Source organism: Chryseobacterium sp. CBo1 (genome assembly GCF_001693475.1).
GTDB lineage: Bacteria > Bacteroidota > Bacteroidia > Flavobacteriales > Weeksellaceae > Chryseobacterium > Chryseobacterium formosense.
Genome location: NZ_MAUH01000009.1, coordinates 70,263 through 86,239, shown reverse-complemented (window position 1 = coordinate 86,239; position 15,977 = coordinate 70,263). Strand labels below are relative to the sequence as shown.

The following is a 15,977-nucleotide window of genomic DNA, read 5'->3' as shown; positions in this document are numbered from 1 at the left end:
CTTTCATACAATGATAAGAAAAAGTCTTTCAGTCCTTATTTTTGGGCTGATTACTCAGCAGTCTGTCCTTTATGCCCAGCAAGAATCACTTTTGGGTAAAATATGGACAGAAACACAAAAAAACTATTCAGGGATCCGTGCAGCCGAGTCTGCAATAGAATCTTCAGAATATAACGAAGAGACAGTAAAATCCAAGGCATTACCACAGGTAAAGCTTCAATATCAAAATACCTACGGAACATTAGAGGGAAGCAGTGGTGGTTTTTTCCCACAGTCCGGTTTTTTTAATGTTTCCGGAAACAGGAATTCGGGCTCCTCTTTATCCTCAAACAATTTCGGCTCAGCCATTGCGGAGTACGAGATCTACAACTTCGGGCGTCAGAGATCCGAGGAAAGATCAGCAAATGAGTTCACACAAAAGCTCAGGACAGATAAAGAATCCTATTTGCTGAGGCTCAAAAAATTGCTATCACAACGTTATCTTGACTATGTCTTTAATGGCGCCAAGCTCAGATGGGCAGAGAGAAACTCGACGAGGCTCGAAGAAATCCACAGTTCAAGCAAAGCCCTTTCGCGTGCCGGTCTCAAACCGGAAGCAGATTCTGTACTTACCTATTCATCGTACGTTCAGGCATTGGCAATGCAAGATAATTGGTTTGGAAAGCAGCAGGCAGCCACAGAAAAACTTAAGGAATTTTACATTGATAATTTTAAAGTAGAGGATTACCAGGTCAGTCATTTTCTTGACCCTGAAATAAATTCTTTTAACAGTGAGAAGGTTAATCCATCACATCCTTTTTTAAAGTCCATCCATCAGGAGTCCGAATACTATCAGACCAAAGCGGAAACAGAGAGAAGATCATCACTTCCGTCGCTTAAGATCTTGGGAGGTTATGCTTACAGAGGTTCAGGATCCGATCCATATGGCAATGTCTCAGGGAAATTTACCGATGGTTTCTCCAATTCTGCCAACAATGCTCTTGTTGGACTTGGATTGACGTGGAATATCAGCAGTCTTCATACGAACAGGCAAAAAGCCAATATGCTGTCAAAAGAAGCGGAACGTCTGGGTTATCTCGAAAACCAGTATCAGCTATCAATGCAGACTGAGATTAAAGCCCTTGAAAGCAGGATTGTAGAACAGCAAAAACAACTTAAGAAAGAAAGTGCTTCTGTGAAAGGCGCATCAGATGCCTACGAAATGTATGTAGCAAGATACAAGAGTGGTCTTATTACCCTCACTGAACTGTTACAGATCCGTCAGATTCTTGAAAATGCAGAAAAAAGTCAGATCGATGCCGCAAAAGAATTCTGGGAGCAGGTCATAGCAAAGGCTGAACTCACCGGCGATTTTGATTATTTATTTACCCAACTTTAAAATTTTAGAATGAATTTAATACGTTTTGCGCTCAGAAAGCCCATTGCCGTCATGGTCGTTTTCCTGTCGGTCATTGTGCTTTCGCTTACAGCTATAAAAAAAATAAAAGTAGATATTTTCCCGGAGGTAGAGTTGCCGTCAATGTATATTGCGATGCCTTACGGAGGGCTTTCACCTCAATATATGGATGGTTTTATGTCCAATGAATTTCAAAAAGTTTTACTCTTTGTGAATGGTGTCAAGAATATTGATTTCAAAAGTGTTCAGGGACTGACCTTAATGAAACTGACCTTTTATCCAGGCACCGATATGGCGCAGGCTGCAGGTGAGGTTTCCACGCAGGTTTCACGGGCAATGGGATTTTTACCACCCGGTGCAGTACCGCCTATGGTTGTGCGGTTTGACGGTAATTCACTCCCGGTCGGTCAACTTGTCTTTGAAAGTGACAATCACTCTGTAACAGAGCTTCAGACAATGGTCCTAACCAAAATCCGGCCGATGTTTGTTGAGATTCCCGGTATTACGGCTCCGGCACCTTTTGGGGGTAACATCCGTTCGATCGTTGTAAATATTGACCCGGCTGCAATGCAGAGTAACGGACTAAGTCCGGAAGAAATTACTTTGGCGATCACAAAAAGCAGCCATCCTTCGCCAGCAGGAAATATCAGAATGGGCGAAACGAATTATATGGCACCGATCAATTCCATAGCCAAAGATCCTGCGGAGTTTCTTAAAATCCCGATAAAGACCCAAGACGGTAGAACTCTTTACGTGGGTGATGTAGCCAATGTTCAGGATGGAGCTGACCAGACATCTGGATATGCATTGGTCAATGGGAAACGCTCTGTGTATCTCCCGGTGATCAAAAAATCAGATGCTTCAACACTGACAGCAGTTGAAAATCTAAAAAAAGCAATGCCAAAACTGAGAGATCAGCTTCCGGATGATGTGAAGGTGAGTTATGAATTTGACCAGTCAAAATATATTGAACGTTCCCTTTCAAATCTAATTCATGAAGGACTTTTGGGTGCACTTTTTACAGGACTGGTCATTATTCTTTTCCTTGGTGACCTTCGAGGTGCACTGATCGTGGTCTTTACAATTCCCATAGCAATATTAACAGCCGTCTGTGTGCTCTATTTTGCAGGATATACTATTAATATAATGACCTTGAGTGGGTTAGCCCTATCCATCGGAATTTTGGTAGATGAAGCTACGGTCACGATCGAGAATATCCACCAGCATATGGAAATGAGGAAAACCAAACCCAAAGCCATTCTTGATGCAGTACTTGAAATTTCCATTCCGAAGGTGCTGATATTATTATGTATTCTGGCCGTTCTTACGCCTGCCTTCATTATGACGGGCATTCCAAAAGATATGTTTCTTCCGCTTTCTTTTGCAGTTGCATTCGCAATGATAGCTTCCTTTCTGGCATCCCAGACCTTCGTTCCGATCCTGGCTAACTGGATGATGAAGAATAAGCATATTGAGAAGCATTATGTTAAAAACAGGAGTTTTTTCTATCGATTCAGAACGGGCTACAGTCACAAAATGAGAAAATGGTCGGGAAGGACTTTGGTATTGTTTTCGGCCTATATCATTTTCTCGGGCCTTTTAATATTTTTAATGATGCGCTCATTGGGAACCGATATTATGCCTCTTTCCAACAGCGGTGATTTTCAGATGAGAATTGATGCGCCACAGGGAAGCCGTCTGGAGAAAACTGAAAAGCTGGTGAAGGATATTCTCAAAGATATTGAAGGTATTTTGCCGGAAAATGCGGTCAGCATCAGTTCGGCCTATGTCGGTTTACATCCGGCAGCAACGCCGATCAATCCCATATTTCTTTTCACCAACGGAACACACCAGTCTGTTTTGCAGGTTTCTGTAAATAAGGAGATCTTTTCAGGGTCTATGGAAGATCTGAAAGAAAAGATCCGCAAGAAGATTGCTGAAAAGCATCCTGAAGCACAAATCAATTTTGAACCGATGGAACTTACCGAAAAAATTATTGGACAGGGATCGATGACCCCGATAGAAATCAAGGTAGGATCTCCGAATCTGAAACTGGCGGCATCTCACGCAAAAAAAATAGAGGAAAAGCTGAAAAGCAACGATTTCCTGCGAGACGTCCGCATTGCAGAGCCACTTCAATATCCGACGTTACAGACCAACGTAGACCGAAATCTCGCTGCGCAGTTCGGACTGACGATGCAGGATGTGACACGCAGTCTTGTGACCGCTACCTCTTCAACCCGCTACACCGACAAGAACCTCTGGGTCGACCCAAAATCAGGACTTGTCTTTCAGACACAGGTCCAGATTCCAGAAAGTATAATGAACTCTGAAGAGATCCTGAAATCACTTCCACTGAAAAAAGACAGCCCGAGACCCGTTCTTGAAGATATCGCTACAGTTAAAAAAACGACCGCACCTGCACAGGTCAACCGAAAGGGACCTATGAGATATGTAACAATTATCGGAAATGTGTACGGAAAAGACCTGGGCTCTGCTTCCAAAGCGGTAAAAAATGCCATCAGTGAGACCGGAAAACCTCCAAAAAGTGTTTCTGTCTGGACAGAAGGCACACTGCAGCTACTGGATGATACACTCGACAGTCTTGCAATGGGACTTTTGGCGGCAGTACTAGCGATATTCCTAATGCTTTCTGCTTATTATCAGTCATTTAAAGTACCTTTTGTTGTTCTTTCCGTGATTCCTTCCGTGATCGTGGGAAGTCTTGTTTTGATTTTCATTACCGGCAGTACGCTCAACCTCCAGTCATATATGGGGATGATTATGTCCATCGGTGTTTCGGTTTCAAATGCCGTATTACTTATCAATCAGGCAGAGTACTACCGTAAACATTACCATATCAGTGCGCTTCATTCTGCGAGAATGGCAGCGGCGTCCAGACTCCGCCCTGTACTGATGACCGCTTTGGCGATGCTTGCCGGGATGATTCCTATGGCAATCGGTATCGGGGAAGGTTCTGAGCAGGTTGCTCCACTTGGTAGAGCTGTTATCGGTGGTATCATCGCATCCACTCTTACCATTCTGCTTTTGGTTCCGCATTTTTTTGCAGCAGTAATGTCCAATGCAGGACATTCAAATCCTTCCTTGGATCCGGAAGATGAGGAAAGTAAATTTTTCGTACAATCTTAAATAATTAAAAAATAATGAAAATCATCAATAAAATAAAATACATCTTCATTCCGGTCGTTCTTTTGGGAATGGCTTCCTGCTCGGGCGAAAAGGAAAGTAAAAATGAAACAAAAAAAACAGTTCAGCCTGCTCGGTCTTTCGTGACCACAGAAATCAAGCTGATAAATCCCACTTATCAGATTTCCGTTCCAGGCGAACTGAAACCTTATGAATCGGTGCAGATCTTTGCGAAGGTTGCCGGATTTATCAAGAAAATTTATGTTGACAGAGGTTCAGTTGTGACCAAAGGTCAGCTTCTTGCAGTTCTGGAAGCACCAGAAATGAATCAGGATTACCTATCCGATAAATCTTCACAGCAGAAAACATACACCGACTATCTTTATGCTAAACAGGCTTTTGAGCGATTGCAGGACGCGGCCAGTACAAAAGGAGCTGTTGCCGACATAGAACTGGATAGGGCTAAAAGCATTATGCAGAGTTCCAAAGCAACATACGAGGCATCAAAAGCGGGCACCGGTAGGTCTTCACAGATGAATCAGTACCTTAGGATCACGGCACCTTTCAGTGGTGTGATAATGGATAGGAATCTGTCGGTAGGAGCCTTGGTTGGTCCCAATTCAGGAATGGCTCTTTTCAGTATTGCTCAGAAAAATAAGCTGAGACTGACGGTATCTCTTCCTGAAAAACATGCATCAAGTGTCAATGAGGGGATAGTGGCGCAATTTACGGTCAACTCTATCCCGGGAAAAAATTTTGAAGCGCATCTTTCAAGGAATTCCGGTGTTATCAGTCAGGAAAACCGTTCGATGACCCTTGAGTTTGACGTTCCAAATCCGGGCACTGTCTTAAAAGGGGGGGAATATGCACAGGTCCAGCTCAATCTGAAAAGAAGTGCACCTACATTTTTTGTACCCACGAAAAGTATTCTGCAGACTCAATCCGGAACCTTTGTGATGACCTTCAATGATAATACGGTAAGCAGAGTTGCTGTGAAAGAAGGAATCACCTACGAAAAAATGACCGAGGTCTTTGGTGCACTATTCGGCCATGACAAAGTTCTAGTAAAACCTTCCGAAGAAATTGAGGAAGGAAAGATATCAACCCCAAAAAAAAATAAATAATGATAACGACCTTAAAATTTAAAACACCTATTTTCATTCTTATGATGACCCTGTTTTCTTTTTCTTTGAGTGCGATGCAATCAAGAGTTGAGAATCAGGATGGGCCCATCCCACAAAATAATGTAAATGATAATGAGGATATCATCTTAATCGATGAGAACGGAAAGAAAATTGCTTTGAGTGAACTGAAAGGGAAGGTGGTCTTTGTAAATTTCTGGGCCACATGGTGCAGGCCTTGTGTCGAAGAAATGCCGAGCATCAGAGACCTGAAAGACAAATTCAAGGGAAATGACAATATCGTTTTTGTCCTTCTCAATGTGGAAGCCAACCTGACAAAGTCTAAGAAATTTATGAAGGATAAAAACTACGATCTTCCGGTGTATGTAGCAGCAGACACTATTCCTTCGCAGTACTTTCAGGGAGCAATTCCGACGACTTTGATCTTTAATAAAAAAGGAGAACTCGAAGCACAGATGCAGGGAGGGCAAGATTTTGACCGACCTGAGATTTATGAAGCGCTGAAAAAGTTAACCGGACAATAATTTATTAAAATAAGAACAATGGAAAAATTTAAAATATGGCTTCGGAAGAACTGGAGTACGGCACTTTTGGTGTCAATATTCATCGTGTTGCTTGTGAGTCCCGATGCAAAAGCCTGGCTGATGCGCCAGATCATCTCTACCGGTCTTATGAACTCAAAGATTGAAGAAAAGGAAACAGAGCCGGCCGTTGAGTCGACTCCTTTGTCCAGTACTGAAAACTTCAGTGTCAGAAATGATAAAGGTGAGATCATCAATACTTCTGACCTCAAGGGAAAAGTGGTATTTATTAACTTCTGGGCGTCCTGGTGCCCGCCTTGCCGTGCGGAATTCCCTTCGATTCAGACATTCTACGACCGATTTAAATCCAATAAAGATCTTGTTTTTCTTACAGTCAATCTGGATGAGCAGACCGCCTTGGGTAAGATGTATCTTGAAAAAGAACAATTCACTGTTCCGTTTTTAGTTGCAGAAGGTTCGATTCCAACTGCTTTTTTTAATGGTTCACTTCCTACGACCGTCGTTTTGGACAGATCAGGAAAAATTAGGATGCATCATGCGGGAATGGCAGACTACAGCAAAGAATCATTCTATCAAGAAATCAATCAACTTTTAAATGAAAAATAATGAAAAACTTAATTAAGATATTGACCTTCTCAGTTTTCCTGACAGGGTTTATGGGTTTTGCGCAAAAGGCAACAGTTTACGAACCTGCAAAATCTATTAATAAGGAGTACAAGGCTTTGTATGTGATCAATGAAGGTGATGACCAGAAAATCAGAGTCATTATCAGAAATATCAATAACGCGATGGAAGATCCCAGGCTGAAAGGCAAACTGAAGGTCGAACTGCTGGCCTTTGGGGGCGGAGTGGAAATGTTCAGAAAGAAAAACCCCTACGGGGAACTTCTTACAGGTCTGCAAGATAAGGGGGTAGTGATGGTACAGTGCGAAAATACCCTTCGTGAAAAAAAGATCGAAAAGTCCGAATTATTTGAGTTTGTAAATTACACCCCCAGCGGAAACGGGGAAATGATTTTGAGACAGGATGAAGGATGGGCAATAGTTAAACCCTAAAATTGGAAATTATGAAATTATCAATAGGATTCATCAACGATGTGCACGGCTATATGGAACCCCATCCAGAGCTGTTTTATGACTATCAGAAAGAATATGTTAAAAGTGCAGGAGGTTATGCCAGAATTCAGACCATCTTCAAAAAGATCAGGGCAGAAAATCCGAACGCATTGCTCTTTGACGGAGGGGATACGTTTCACGGAACAGTTCCGGTGGTACAGTCGAAAGGAGAGGTCTTGATTCCCATACTTAACCAACTTGGATTTGATGCAATGGTAGGACACTGGGACTTTGCCTATACACCAAGACATCTGTTAAAACTGGAAAGCCAGCTCAATTATCCCGTCTTGGGCTGCAATGTTTTTGATGAGCAGGGAAAACGATTTCTACTACCTTACAAAATATCTGAAATTGGAGGACTCAAAATTGGTATAATCGGGATCTGTTCCAATATTATCGATAAGACAATGCCGGAGAAGTTCAGTGAAGGCATAACGGTGACCGATGGAATTGAAGAGACGAATCAATGCGTCAGAGAATTAAGAGAGGATGCTGTGGACATTATTATTCTTTTGTCGCACAATGGTTATCCGCAAGATATCGAACTGCTCAAAAAAGTGGAAGGAATCGATATTTGTCTCAGTGCACACACCCATAACAGGATGTACGAAGCAGAAAAAGCAGGAAACTGCATTATCATCCAATGTGGCTGCCACGGATCATTTGTAGGAAATCTAAAGCTTGATGTCGAAAATGGAATGATTACACATTTTGATTACAAGATCATTGAAACTGACGACAGTATTGATGAAGATGTAGAAGTTAAAGATCTGGTGGAAAAAAGTCTACAGTCTTTTGCTGAAATGAAAAGTACAGTATTGGGGACGACAGAACATATTTTGCACCGCTATTCCACGCTGTCTTCTACTATGGATGACTTTCTTCTGTCTGCCGTCAATTTTGCGACGGACGTTGAGATCTCCTTTTCCAACGGATGGCGCTATGGTGCACCTATAAATGTCGGAAATATTACCCTCTGGGACTTATACAAAATCGTGCCGATGAATCCGCCTATTTCCACCACAGAGCTCACTGGAAAAGAGATCTTTGAAATGTTAGAAGAAAATCTGGAGCGGACCTTTTCCGCAGAGCCGATGAAACAAATGGGAGGTTATGTTAAGCGTTGCAACGGATTGAGAATTTTGATGCGCATTGAAAATCCGCCGGGTTACAGAATTCAGGAAATCTATTTTCAGGGAAGACATTTACAAAAAGACAAGGTTTACAAAGTTGCTTTCCTCACCGAGCAGGATGTTCCAAAGAAATATGGGAAAAACCGCACAGAGACAGGATCTAATGCCATAACAGCAATGACATATTATCTTGAGAATAATTTTCACATTGAAAGATCTGAAGATTCTTTTCTTTTGGTCTGAAATAAAGGCAGAAGATCCGAAGATCCTCTGCCTTTTATTTTATGTGCTGGGCAATTACGATGATTGAATGTTGCTATAAGATCAGGCTGTTGATAAAGTTTTCCAGATTAGTAAATCCTGTTAGAGTGATGACTGATCCGTCTGCGGCATCATTCAAGTTCAGTCTGTTTTATTATTAATATAATCTAAAAATATTTGTAAAAATAAAGTAGGTTTTATATCGTAGGAAATCTGTGAGATATTAATCGTTCAAATTGAAATTTTCCACAATATTTTTTTAAGAGATAAACTACAACGAGTCTCTAGTAATAAACTTCCTATAAAAATCATTGAACTCAAAAATATTATATGTAAAAAATTCGTGTAAGTATTGCTCTACCCTTTCAATTTTTGTCATTGGCTTGTAAGTTTATTTATAGATTTAGATTACCAATCCATATTTGCTGAGTTATCAAATATTCCCTGCAAATGATCACAAAATTTTTCCATAATATCATTATCGTGCATTGCAGATTCATACATCCCATTGCTTGCATAAGGTAATATTGTGATCAAACCTTGCCCTTGGGTATATGTGAGTGCAGGTTTTAAATTGCTGCTATTCATATCAGAGATAAAAGATTCTATCAAACATATAACTTCATTATCTTTAAATTCCAGTGTGCCTTGAAAAGAAAACCTATTTTTAGTCTTATTAAAGTTCATCATTACTGGTACAGCACCGGCTCCGGAATGAAAGTGGAATGCATTGCCGTCTTTTCCAAATGCACCGTGAGCAACAAAGTTCCTTACCTGATTCCTTATCATCAGTAATTCAATATAATATTCCTTTAACATATCGTCAGATATGACAGTATTGAATTTAGTTTTCCATTCGGCATCGATTAATTTTGTGACTTCTTCCCCTGTTTTTATTTTTTGTGTAAGGATAGCAAGATGAATAAATAGATGTTCTGTCCAGCTAAAAAATGATTCAATAGTTGAAATTGCTAACCATTTTGTGCTTTGCCGTATCTTGTAGTAATTTTTGGAACCTAGAACAAAAGTGCCATCAATAGAAATCCTTTCTTTAGATAATTTTTCTAGTTTCTTATTTTCTGATTTATATAGATTTAGAAAATAGTTAAATCGTTCAAATAAATATCCATTATTATTTACAATATTTATTTCGGAACTCTTGATAGCCTCTGCTGCCAAGTGGTTAAAATATGGTCTTGAAGATTTTATCGCACCGTTAATTTTCTTAGTAATTATTTTCGCATCTTCTTCATCTTCCTTATTTTGAATAAAAACCCCAACTCCCATTTTCCTGTGTTCAATCAGAAATGCTTTACCATTAAAATCAATTGGAATAGACCAAGCCAGCTTTTCAGATCTTCCTGTGTCTTTGAAACCTAATAAATTTACAAATAGAAAATAAACTAAGTAGTAATCCTGTATCTCCCTTCCTGCATCACTTCTTTCAGCAAAAAATAATAGTTTTTCGTTTGCTTTTGTATTATCATCGACTTGCTTTATTGGAAATAATATTTTCAGGGCATTTTCTTTGTATTTTTCAATATTCATATTCTATTTTTATGCAGGTAGTTGGGTTTTCATTTTCCGGCTTTAAGCATCTTCAATGATTTAGATAAAATAATTTTAAACTATTTTAATGTGTTTTTTATATAATAAATCTAATGTATCTAAGTTCAAAATTCGAATTAATTCTTATCGATTCAACTGGCGCATTAAGATATTTGGCTAGGACTGTCTTTAATCCATTTTCATTATACCCATCAATATAATACTTCGATATTTCTTTTTTAATATCATTTCCGTTAAAGATTATTGATTCGATCACCTGGACTATTCTATCTCCAAAACCATCGTTTGTTGTTTTTTGGCTGCATTTAATTTCAATATTTATTGTCTGCGAATTTGGTAAAAATAATACAGAGTAATCCTGTTGAATTAAAATACCATTTATGAAATCGAATGATTGATTGAATGCTGGATTATCTCTTAATTTAAAAATTTCTTCTCTATAATTTCCTTTAAAATTATTAAATCTGAATTCACCTTTGCTGTCGTAATACATTTCAAATAGAATTCCATTTAGAATATGATTCTCGGAGTTTATTTGAAAATCTAGTAGTGACCTATTAAGATTTTCAAAAAATGTCATAGCGGAATTTGCCCCACCAATAGCGCATTGTAATAAATTTCTTCCTAAAATGAACATTTGGTCCTTATCTAATTGACTTACTGGTATTGTTATTAAATAATCAATTGCAGGATTTTGTTTGTACCAATTGTAGGTCTTTAGTTCTTTAATTTTTTTGTAAAATTCTGAATCTTCATAATAATTTTCATCTTTCAAAACATTCGGATTATAAGGTAGGCTTAAAATATTTAGCTTTTGATGTTTGTAAAAGTAAAAATCACCAATTAATGAGGTGTGTTCCCAAGTTGTTTGTCTTCCTCCTGACAATGCAAAAACTGTCTTTCTTACAGATTTAAATAGATCTTCGACAGCTATCCTTTCGGACGAGAGGTGCTTTATTAGTGAGCCCGTATAAATACTATTATTCTCATATCCGACATCTAAAGCACCTTCATTTGGAGATGTTGAAAATGCTATTAGTGATCCTTTAGGAGCTATAATTGGACTAAATCCAAGTGCAGTCCCGCGACCAAATGATCTTCTGCAAGCATCTAATATCACTATGTTTAATTTAGTAGGATTTTGCCTGTATATGTCAAATAAATCATTTAAAGTAATACAATTTTGTTTTGCCACATATTTATTTTCAGGAGGAATTTGCGAATCGATACTCGCCAAAAAATTCTCTCCATCTACTTCGAATCCGTGACCTGCAAAATAAAAAATAGATGCATCAAAATCTTTTAGTAAGTCGCTATATTCTTGTAAAATTTCAACTATTTTTTTTTGATCGATATTTAGATATAATTTTACCTCATAATTGTAATCTTTAAAGATTCCAGCAATTTGATTTGCATCATTTTCTCCGTTAGTTAATTCATTTCCTTTAAAGTAGTTGTTATTGCCAATTATAATTGCTAATGTTTTCATATATCTAAGTCGATTTTGGATGTTTTTAAAATATTCGTTGATAAAATGTAGAAAATTAGAATTTTGCAAGCTATTCTGATTACCTAAAAGGATAACCTTTAAACAATCAACTTGTGTTTTTCGATATTGATATTCTCCATCACTTTAGACCTCAATATACAAAAGATATTGTTAGAAAATTACGGTTTCCTCTCAATATGAAAAAAGTTTGTCGCGACAATAACGCAACCAGAATATTTAAATTTGGCAAAATAAAAGAATTGTGTTTTACTAATATGCAAGGTAACACACAGTAATAATATGAGCCGGTCTTATTCTTCTAATAAACCTGAATTTTTGGTAAGAAAAACTTTTATAATTTCATCTGAATTAAAATTATCAGAATTGTGTGTTTCCTGATTGTTGTTACTCCCTTCCCTTGAAAGATTTTCATCAAAAGTTAAATTGAGTTTTGAAGTCTTTCCCTTAGTCATAACATTTGAAGATAGATCTAACTTTTCATAATACTTTGCAATTCCTTGTGGCTGTGTTTCAGCGAAAATTAATGGTGGGCAAAGTGAATAAATTAATTCTTCACCCTGAAGTAAAACTTCATCTTCTTTATGGCAAGGTATGTAAAACTGAATGTACGAATCTTGGTAATAAAGTTTAATCCAGTGAGAAGGCAATTTACTTTCTAAATTTCTTTTTTTGAAAATTAATACATAGGGAAATTTTACATTAAAACCAGATGCCCCCCCTATGAATCTGTTTGGCATGCTGTACAAAATAAGCCTCATTGTTATTTCTCATCAGAAAATCAAAACAGAATTTATAGTTGTCTACTTCAACATCAGGAATTACAGTCAAGGCAATTTTCAGTAAACATTTAAAAATGTTAATCGGTATATAAGGATTATGTATAACGTTAAATTCTATAATACCTCCATCTAATTTTTTTTAATTACCCCTTGTTTATTTGATTCTATATCAATGCCATGAAAACCATTAAAACTATTTTTTTTAGCTACAATATTACCATCGTATGATTTAAATGTTGGAGGAGTTTGTGCTCCTAAGGCATTAACACTTCTATTCAAACCTAAAAAATTTGCCATATCACTTTCGAAACCTGAGAAATGATTGTTACACTTATCACATTCGTAATCTGACACCCCAGAATTATTTCCAAATAATCTTGAAATAATGTGAGGCTTGCTTTTAAAGGTTGTTGCATCGGACTTTTTACCACAGAAGCGACAGATTCTTTCTGATATTTTTTTTAGAGGACGCCTTTGATTATTTATTGGAGGAGTATACATACTTTTTAATTGATAATCCTTATCAAAAGCTTTTAGATGCTCAATATTTCCAGAGTATGTATATATGTTCATTAGTTATCCGTATTATTTTTCATTAACTTTAAATAACTTCGATTTTTACTACCTCACTACTAACCACTTTTGTATTTGTATCATTCATCTTCTGTCTAATTGTAACTTTAATTTTATCATTCTTAGGAGTAGGAAAATTCATTAAATCTGAAATATTTTTAAAATCAAAGGCTTTACAAAGTAATGTTATATGACGAGTAGAATATTTATGTCGCTGTGTTAATGACTCCACATTACTAACAAAACTTTTGGCCAAACCCATTTTTAGGCTAAGCTGATCTTTGCTTAGTTTTTTTGCTTTGCGAATGTTTCTTACGTGATTAATAAAATCCAAATCGAATTGTGTTGTTTCTAAATAAGTAATTTGTTCCATATATTTTTAAAAAAAATAACCCAATATGTTGGGTGTTAAATAAATATTTATTATTTTTGCTTTAGCGAATAAATCATTAACCTTCAACAAGGTAAAATGAACGATGTATCTCGAATCAAAAAGACCAATTTTCCATCGAGAACCTCGTGAAATCGCTCCATGTCTAAAAGTTTCTTACTTTTGTATACGGCATGCGAGCGGTTCTCACGTATACTTTAGGTGGAAACTTTAATCTTCGGTTTAAAGTGGGTTGGTCGCCCTGATTCTAGAGTGTGAGACCGCCGCATGCTATTTTTGCGTATAATTCTCATATCTAAAAGCATCGTTCCATATATAAAAATAATATTTATGAGGACGACATTTTCAACCATTCTTCTAATTTGCCCACCGGAGTAGTCCGCCAGCATAACAGAAAAAAAATACGGCTTTATGCCAGTTTTGCTTGCAAAATGCTGGATTGGTATTACCTGGCTATTATCGACAAACTCCGAAATTCCTTTAAAAGTAAAAGGAAAGCCAGACTACAATTTAATCTCGCACATTAAAAGTACTCGCTTTCTTTTGATATTCCAAATTATTTTCAGAACGAAGGGAATTTAATACTGAAGACAAAAAAATTCAACGGTCTGAATAATGCAGATGGTTACGGCTGTTTTTAGATTTCAATAGAATGTTTTCTTATTAGAAATGACACTTTACAATGAGTAAACTCATTGCGGCTTTACAGCTTACACGGGACACAATTTCATTCATATTATTTCAAGATGTGCTTGGGAAGGAGGTTTTGATATGTCCTTACTGAAGCTTCCTCCCAAGCATCATCAAGTAGATACGCTGAAAACATATTCAAGAAACAGAAAGTAGAATGTAACCATAGAAAAAGAAAAGCCCTTTCCACAAAAGTTGACCGCTAGCGTAGGAAAGAGCAAAGTCTAACGAATTAAACCTATTCAAAAGTATGAAAAAAAACTTTTGCAGCCTAAGTCATCTTCAATTGGCTTTTGGCTTCACCTTGCTCGTCTCCGGCGTAGCAATAGGGCAGATGCGCACCATTACAGGCACTGTCTCGGAAAATAACCAGCCAGTCAAAGGAGTTTCCGTATTCCAGGAGGGTAGTGAAGAAGTGGCTGTGACCAATGCAGCAGGCGTTTACCGTGTTCAGGTATCGGGAGAGAACCCCGTAATTATTTACCGCCATCCGGACTATCCCGAACGAAAAATCACTTTAGGCAGTAGGATAAACGTCAATATCTCATTAGGTAAAGAAAAAGAGATAGAGGAAGTCGTTCTCAACGCAGGGTATTATAAAGTCAAAGACAAAGAAAGAACAGGAAGCATTGCCAAAGTCTCTTCAAAAGACATCGAAAACCAACCTGTTATCAATGTGCTTTCCGCTGCACAGGGTAGAATGTCGGGCGTGAGCATTACCCAAAATTCAGGAGTTCCGGGCGGAGGATTTGATATTCAGATCAGAGGGAAGAACAGCATCCGAAGAGAAGGAAATGAACCATTGTATATTATTGATGGTGTTCCAATTCTTTCAGAAACTCCCTCGTTGTACAGTGCTGCAATTTTACCATACGCTACCATAAATCCTCTAAATTCCATCAATCCCAATGATATAGAAAGCTTCGAGGTATTGAAAGATGCCGATGCCACGGCAATCTACGGATCACGAGGTGCCAACGGAGTCATCATTGTGACGACCAAAAAAGGAAGAAAAGGAAGAACCGATTTCAAGATTAATACCTCTTATTCTCTCAGTACGGTAGCCAACCGATTGAAGCTGCTGAACACTGATGAGTATATTAAGATCAGAAAAGAAGCATTTCAGAATGACGGCATCTCCACAATTCCTGCGGCAGCGTATGATTTCAACGGTGTGTGGGATCAGACCCGAAACACCGACTGGCAAAAAGAACTCATTGGTAATACGGCAGATGCGTCTGTAGTCCAGCTTTCTTTAAGCGGAGGTTCTGAAAACACCTCCTACTTAATCAGCTACGGACATAACGAACAGACAACGGTATTTCCTGCAGATTTCAGATACAAAACTAATAATCTAACAGGGAATTTCAGTTACAGAACACCTGATAAAAAACTGGAAGTCAATCTCAGCAATACCTTTTCGTTTCAAAGTAACAATGTCCTGAATGATGATTTAACAAAGAGAAGTTTAACTCTTAGTCCGAATGCTCCAGCACTCTACAATCAGGATGGTTCATTGAATTGGGAGAACAATACGTTTACGAATCCTCTGGGTGTTTTCAAAAGCGAATATCTCAATTCTAGCAATTTTTTAAACAGTGGAGCGCAGATTTCGTACCGCTTATTTCCGTTCATTACACTAAAATTCAACGGAGGTTTATCGCTTTTCGGAAAAAAATAAAGATGACTTATCTTGAATTGATACACCGATTTCGAAAATCCCTGAAAA

13 protein-coding genes are annotated in these 15,977 nt (G+C 37.9%); 8 read left to right on the top strand and 5 right to left on the bottom strand.

Annotated elements, in window-relative coordinates; genetic code table 11:
• Positions 1-10: 10 nt before the first annotated feature.
• Genes BA768_RS07430 through BA768_RS07400 form a run of 7 tightly spaced genes read left to right on the top strand, consistent with a single transcriptional unit; the run spans position 11 to position 8,718 of the window.
• Positions 11-1,378: a TolC family protein gene (locus BA768_RS07430; protein WP_034741446.1), complete on the top strand. Its 1,368-nt coding sequence runs from the start codon at positions 11-13 to the stop codon at positions 1,376-1,378.
• 9 nt (positions 1,379-1,387) lie between these two features.
• On the top strand, positions 1,388-4,546 hold the full coding sequence (locus BA768_RS07425; RefSeq protein ID WP_040995556.1) for an efflux RND transporter permease subunit: 3,159 nt from the start codon (positions 1,388-1,390) through the stop codon (positions 4,544-4,546).
• A gap of 14 nt (positions 4,547-4,560) precedes the next feature.
• Positions 4,561-5,667 carry an efflux RND transporter periplasmic adaptor subunit gene (locus BA768_RS07420; RefSeq protein WP_042279168.1) on the top strand — a complete coding sequence of 369 codons (1,107 nt, stop codon included), beginning with the start codon at positions 4,561-4,563 and terminating at the stop codon, positions 5,665-5,667.
• Positions 5,667-6,209, top strand: a complete 543-nt coding sequence (locus tag BA768_RS07415; RefSeq protein ID WP_034741440.1) for a TlpA family protein disulfide reductase — start codon at positions 5,667-5,669, stop codon at positions 6,207-6,209. The genes BA768_RS07420 and BA768_RS07415 overlap by 1 nt, the downstream gene beginning before the upstream one ends.
• Positions 6,210-6,227: 18 nt before the next feature.
• Positions 6,228-6,833, top strand: coding sequence for a TlpA family protein disulfide reductase (locus BA768_RS07410; RefSeq protein WP_034741437.1), 606 nt, complete (start codon positions 6,228-6,230; stop codon positions 6,831-6,833).
• Positions 6,833-7,282, top strand: coding sequence for a DsrE family protein (locus BA768_RS07405; protein ID WP_034741435.1), 450 nt, complete (start codon positions 6,833-6,835; stop codon positions 7,280-7,282). The genes BA768_RS07410 and BA768_RS07405 overlap by 1 nt, the downstream gene beginning before the upstream one ends.
• An 11-nt stretch (positions 7,283-7,293) precedes the next feature.
• Positions 7,294-8,718 carry a bifunctional metallophosphatase/5'-nucleotidase gene (locus tag BA768_RS07400; protein ID WP_034741432.1) on the top strand — a complete coding sequence of 475 codons (1,425 nt, stop codon included), beginning with the start codon at positions 7,294-7,296 and terminating at the stop codon, positions 8,716-8,718.
• A gap of 426 nt (positions 8,719-9,144) precedes the next feature.
• On the opposite strand, the gene BA768_RS07395 is transcribed toward BA768_RS07400, so the two are convergent.
• The 5 genes from BA768_RS07395 to BA768_RS07375 form a co-directional block, all read right to left on the bottom strand.
• The gene (locus BA768_RS07395; RefSeq protein WP_034976031.1) at positions 9,145-10,284 is read right to left on the bottom strand and encodes a hypothetical protein; all 1,140 of its coding nucleotides are present in this window, start codon (positions 10,282-10,284) and stop codon (positions 9,145-9,147) included.
• A gap of 97 nt (positions 10,285-10,381) precedes the next feature.
• Positions 10,382-11,794 carry a caspase domain-containing protein gene (locus tag BA768_RS07390; RefSeq protein WP_065720277.1) on the bottom strand — a complete coding sequence of 471 codons (1,413 nt, stop codon included), beginning with the start codon at positions 11,792-11,794 and terminating at the stop codon, positions 10,382-10,384.
• A gap of 311 nt (positions 11,795-12,105) precedes the next feature.
• Entirely contained in the window at positions 12,106-12,552 is a 447-nt protein-coding gene (locus tag BA768_RS07385) for a hypothetical protein (RefSeq protein WP_065720276.1), read from the bottom strand.
• A gap of 171 nt (positions 12,553-12,723) precedes the next feature.
• Complete coding sequence (locus BA768_RS07380; protein WP_034741422.1) at positions 12,724-13,167, bottom strand: HNH endonuclease; 444 nt, start codon at positions 13,165-13,167, stop codon at positions 12,724-12,726.
• A 28-nt stretch (positions 13,168-13,195) separates the two neighbouring features.
• Positions 13,196-13,540 (bottom strand): helix-turn-helix domain-containing protein, encoded by a 345-nt coding sequence (locus BA768_RS07375; protein ID WP_034741419.1) that lies wholly within the window; start codon positions 13,538-13,540, stop codon positions 13,196-13,198.
• Positions 13,541-14,498: 958 nt separating this feature from the next.
• Here BA768_RS07375 and BA768_RS07370 point away from each other — a divergent pair.
• The gene (locus BA768_RS07370) at positions 14,499-15,929 is read left to right on the top strand and encodes a TonB-dependent receptor plug domain-containing protein (RefSeq protein ID WP_083206606.1); all 1,431 of its coding nucleotides are present in this window, start codon (positions 14,499-14,501) and stop codon (positions 15,927-15,929) included.
• Positions 15,930-15,977 lie beyond the last annotated feature (48 nt).

Coding starts and splice junctions, on each gene's coding strand:
- BA768_RS07430 (WP_034741446.1), top strand. CDS start 11: ATGATAAGAAAAAGTCTTTCAGTCCTTATTTTTGGGCTGATTACTCAG.
- BA768_RS07425 (WP_040995556.1), top strand. CDS start 1,388: ATGAATTTAATACGTTTTGCGCTCAGAAAGCCCATTGCCGTCATGGTC.
- BA768_RS07420 (WP_042279168.1), top strand. CDS start 4,561: ATGAAAATCATCAATAAAATAAAATACATCTTCATTCCGGTCGTTCTT.
- BA768_RS07415 (WP_034741440.1), top strand. CDS start 5,667: ATGATAACGACCTTAAAATTTAAAACACCTATTTTCATTCTTATGATG.
- BA768_RS07410 (WP_034741437.1), top strand. CDS start 6,228: ATGGAAAAATTTAAAATATGGCTTCGGAAGAACTGGAGTACGGCACTT.
- BA768_RS07405 (WP_034741435.1), top strand. CDS start 6,833: ATGAAAAACTTAATTAAGATATTGACCTTCTCAGTTTTCCTGACAGGG.
- BA768_RS07400 (WP_034741432.1), top strand. CDS start 7,294: ATGAAATTATCAATAGGATTCATCAACGATGTGCACGGCTATATGGAA.
- BA768_RS07395 (WP_034976031.1), bottom strand. CDS start 10,284: ATGAATATTGAAAAATACAAAGAAAATGCCCTGAAAATATTATTTCCA.
- BA768_RS07390 (WP_065720277.1), bottom strand. CDS start 11,794: ATGAAAACATTAGCAATTATAATTGGCAATAACAACTACTTTAAAGGA.
- BA768_RS07385 (WP_065720276.1), bottom strand. CDS start 12,552: ATGCCAAACAGATTCATAGGGGGGGCATCTGGTTTTAATGTAAAATTT.
- BA768_RS07380 (WP_034741422.1), bottom strand. CDS start 13,167: ATGAACATATATACATACTCTGGAAATATTGAGCATCTAAAAGCTTTT.
- BA768_RS07375 (WP_034741419.1), bottom strand. CDS start 13,540: ATGGAACAAATTACTTATTTAGAAACAACACAATTCGATTTGGATTTT.
- BA768_RS07370 (WP_083206606.1), top strand. CDS start 14,499: ATGAAAAAAAACTTTTGCAGCCTAAGTCATCTTCAATTGGCTTTTGGC.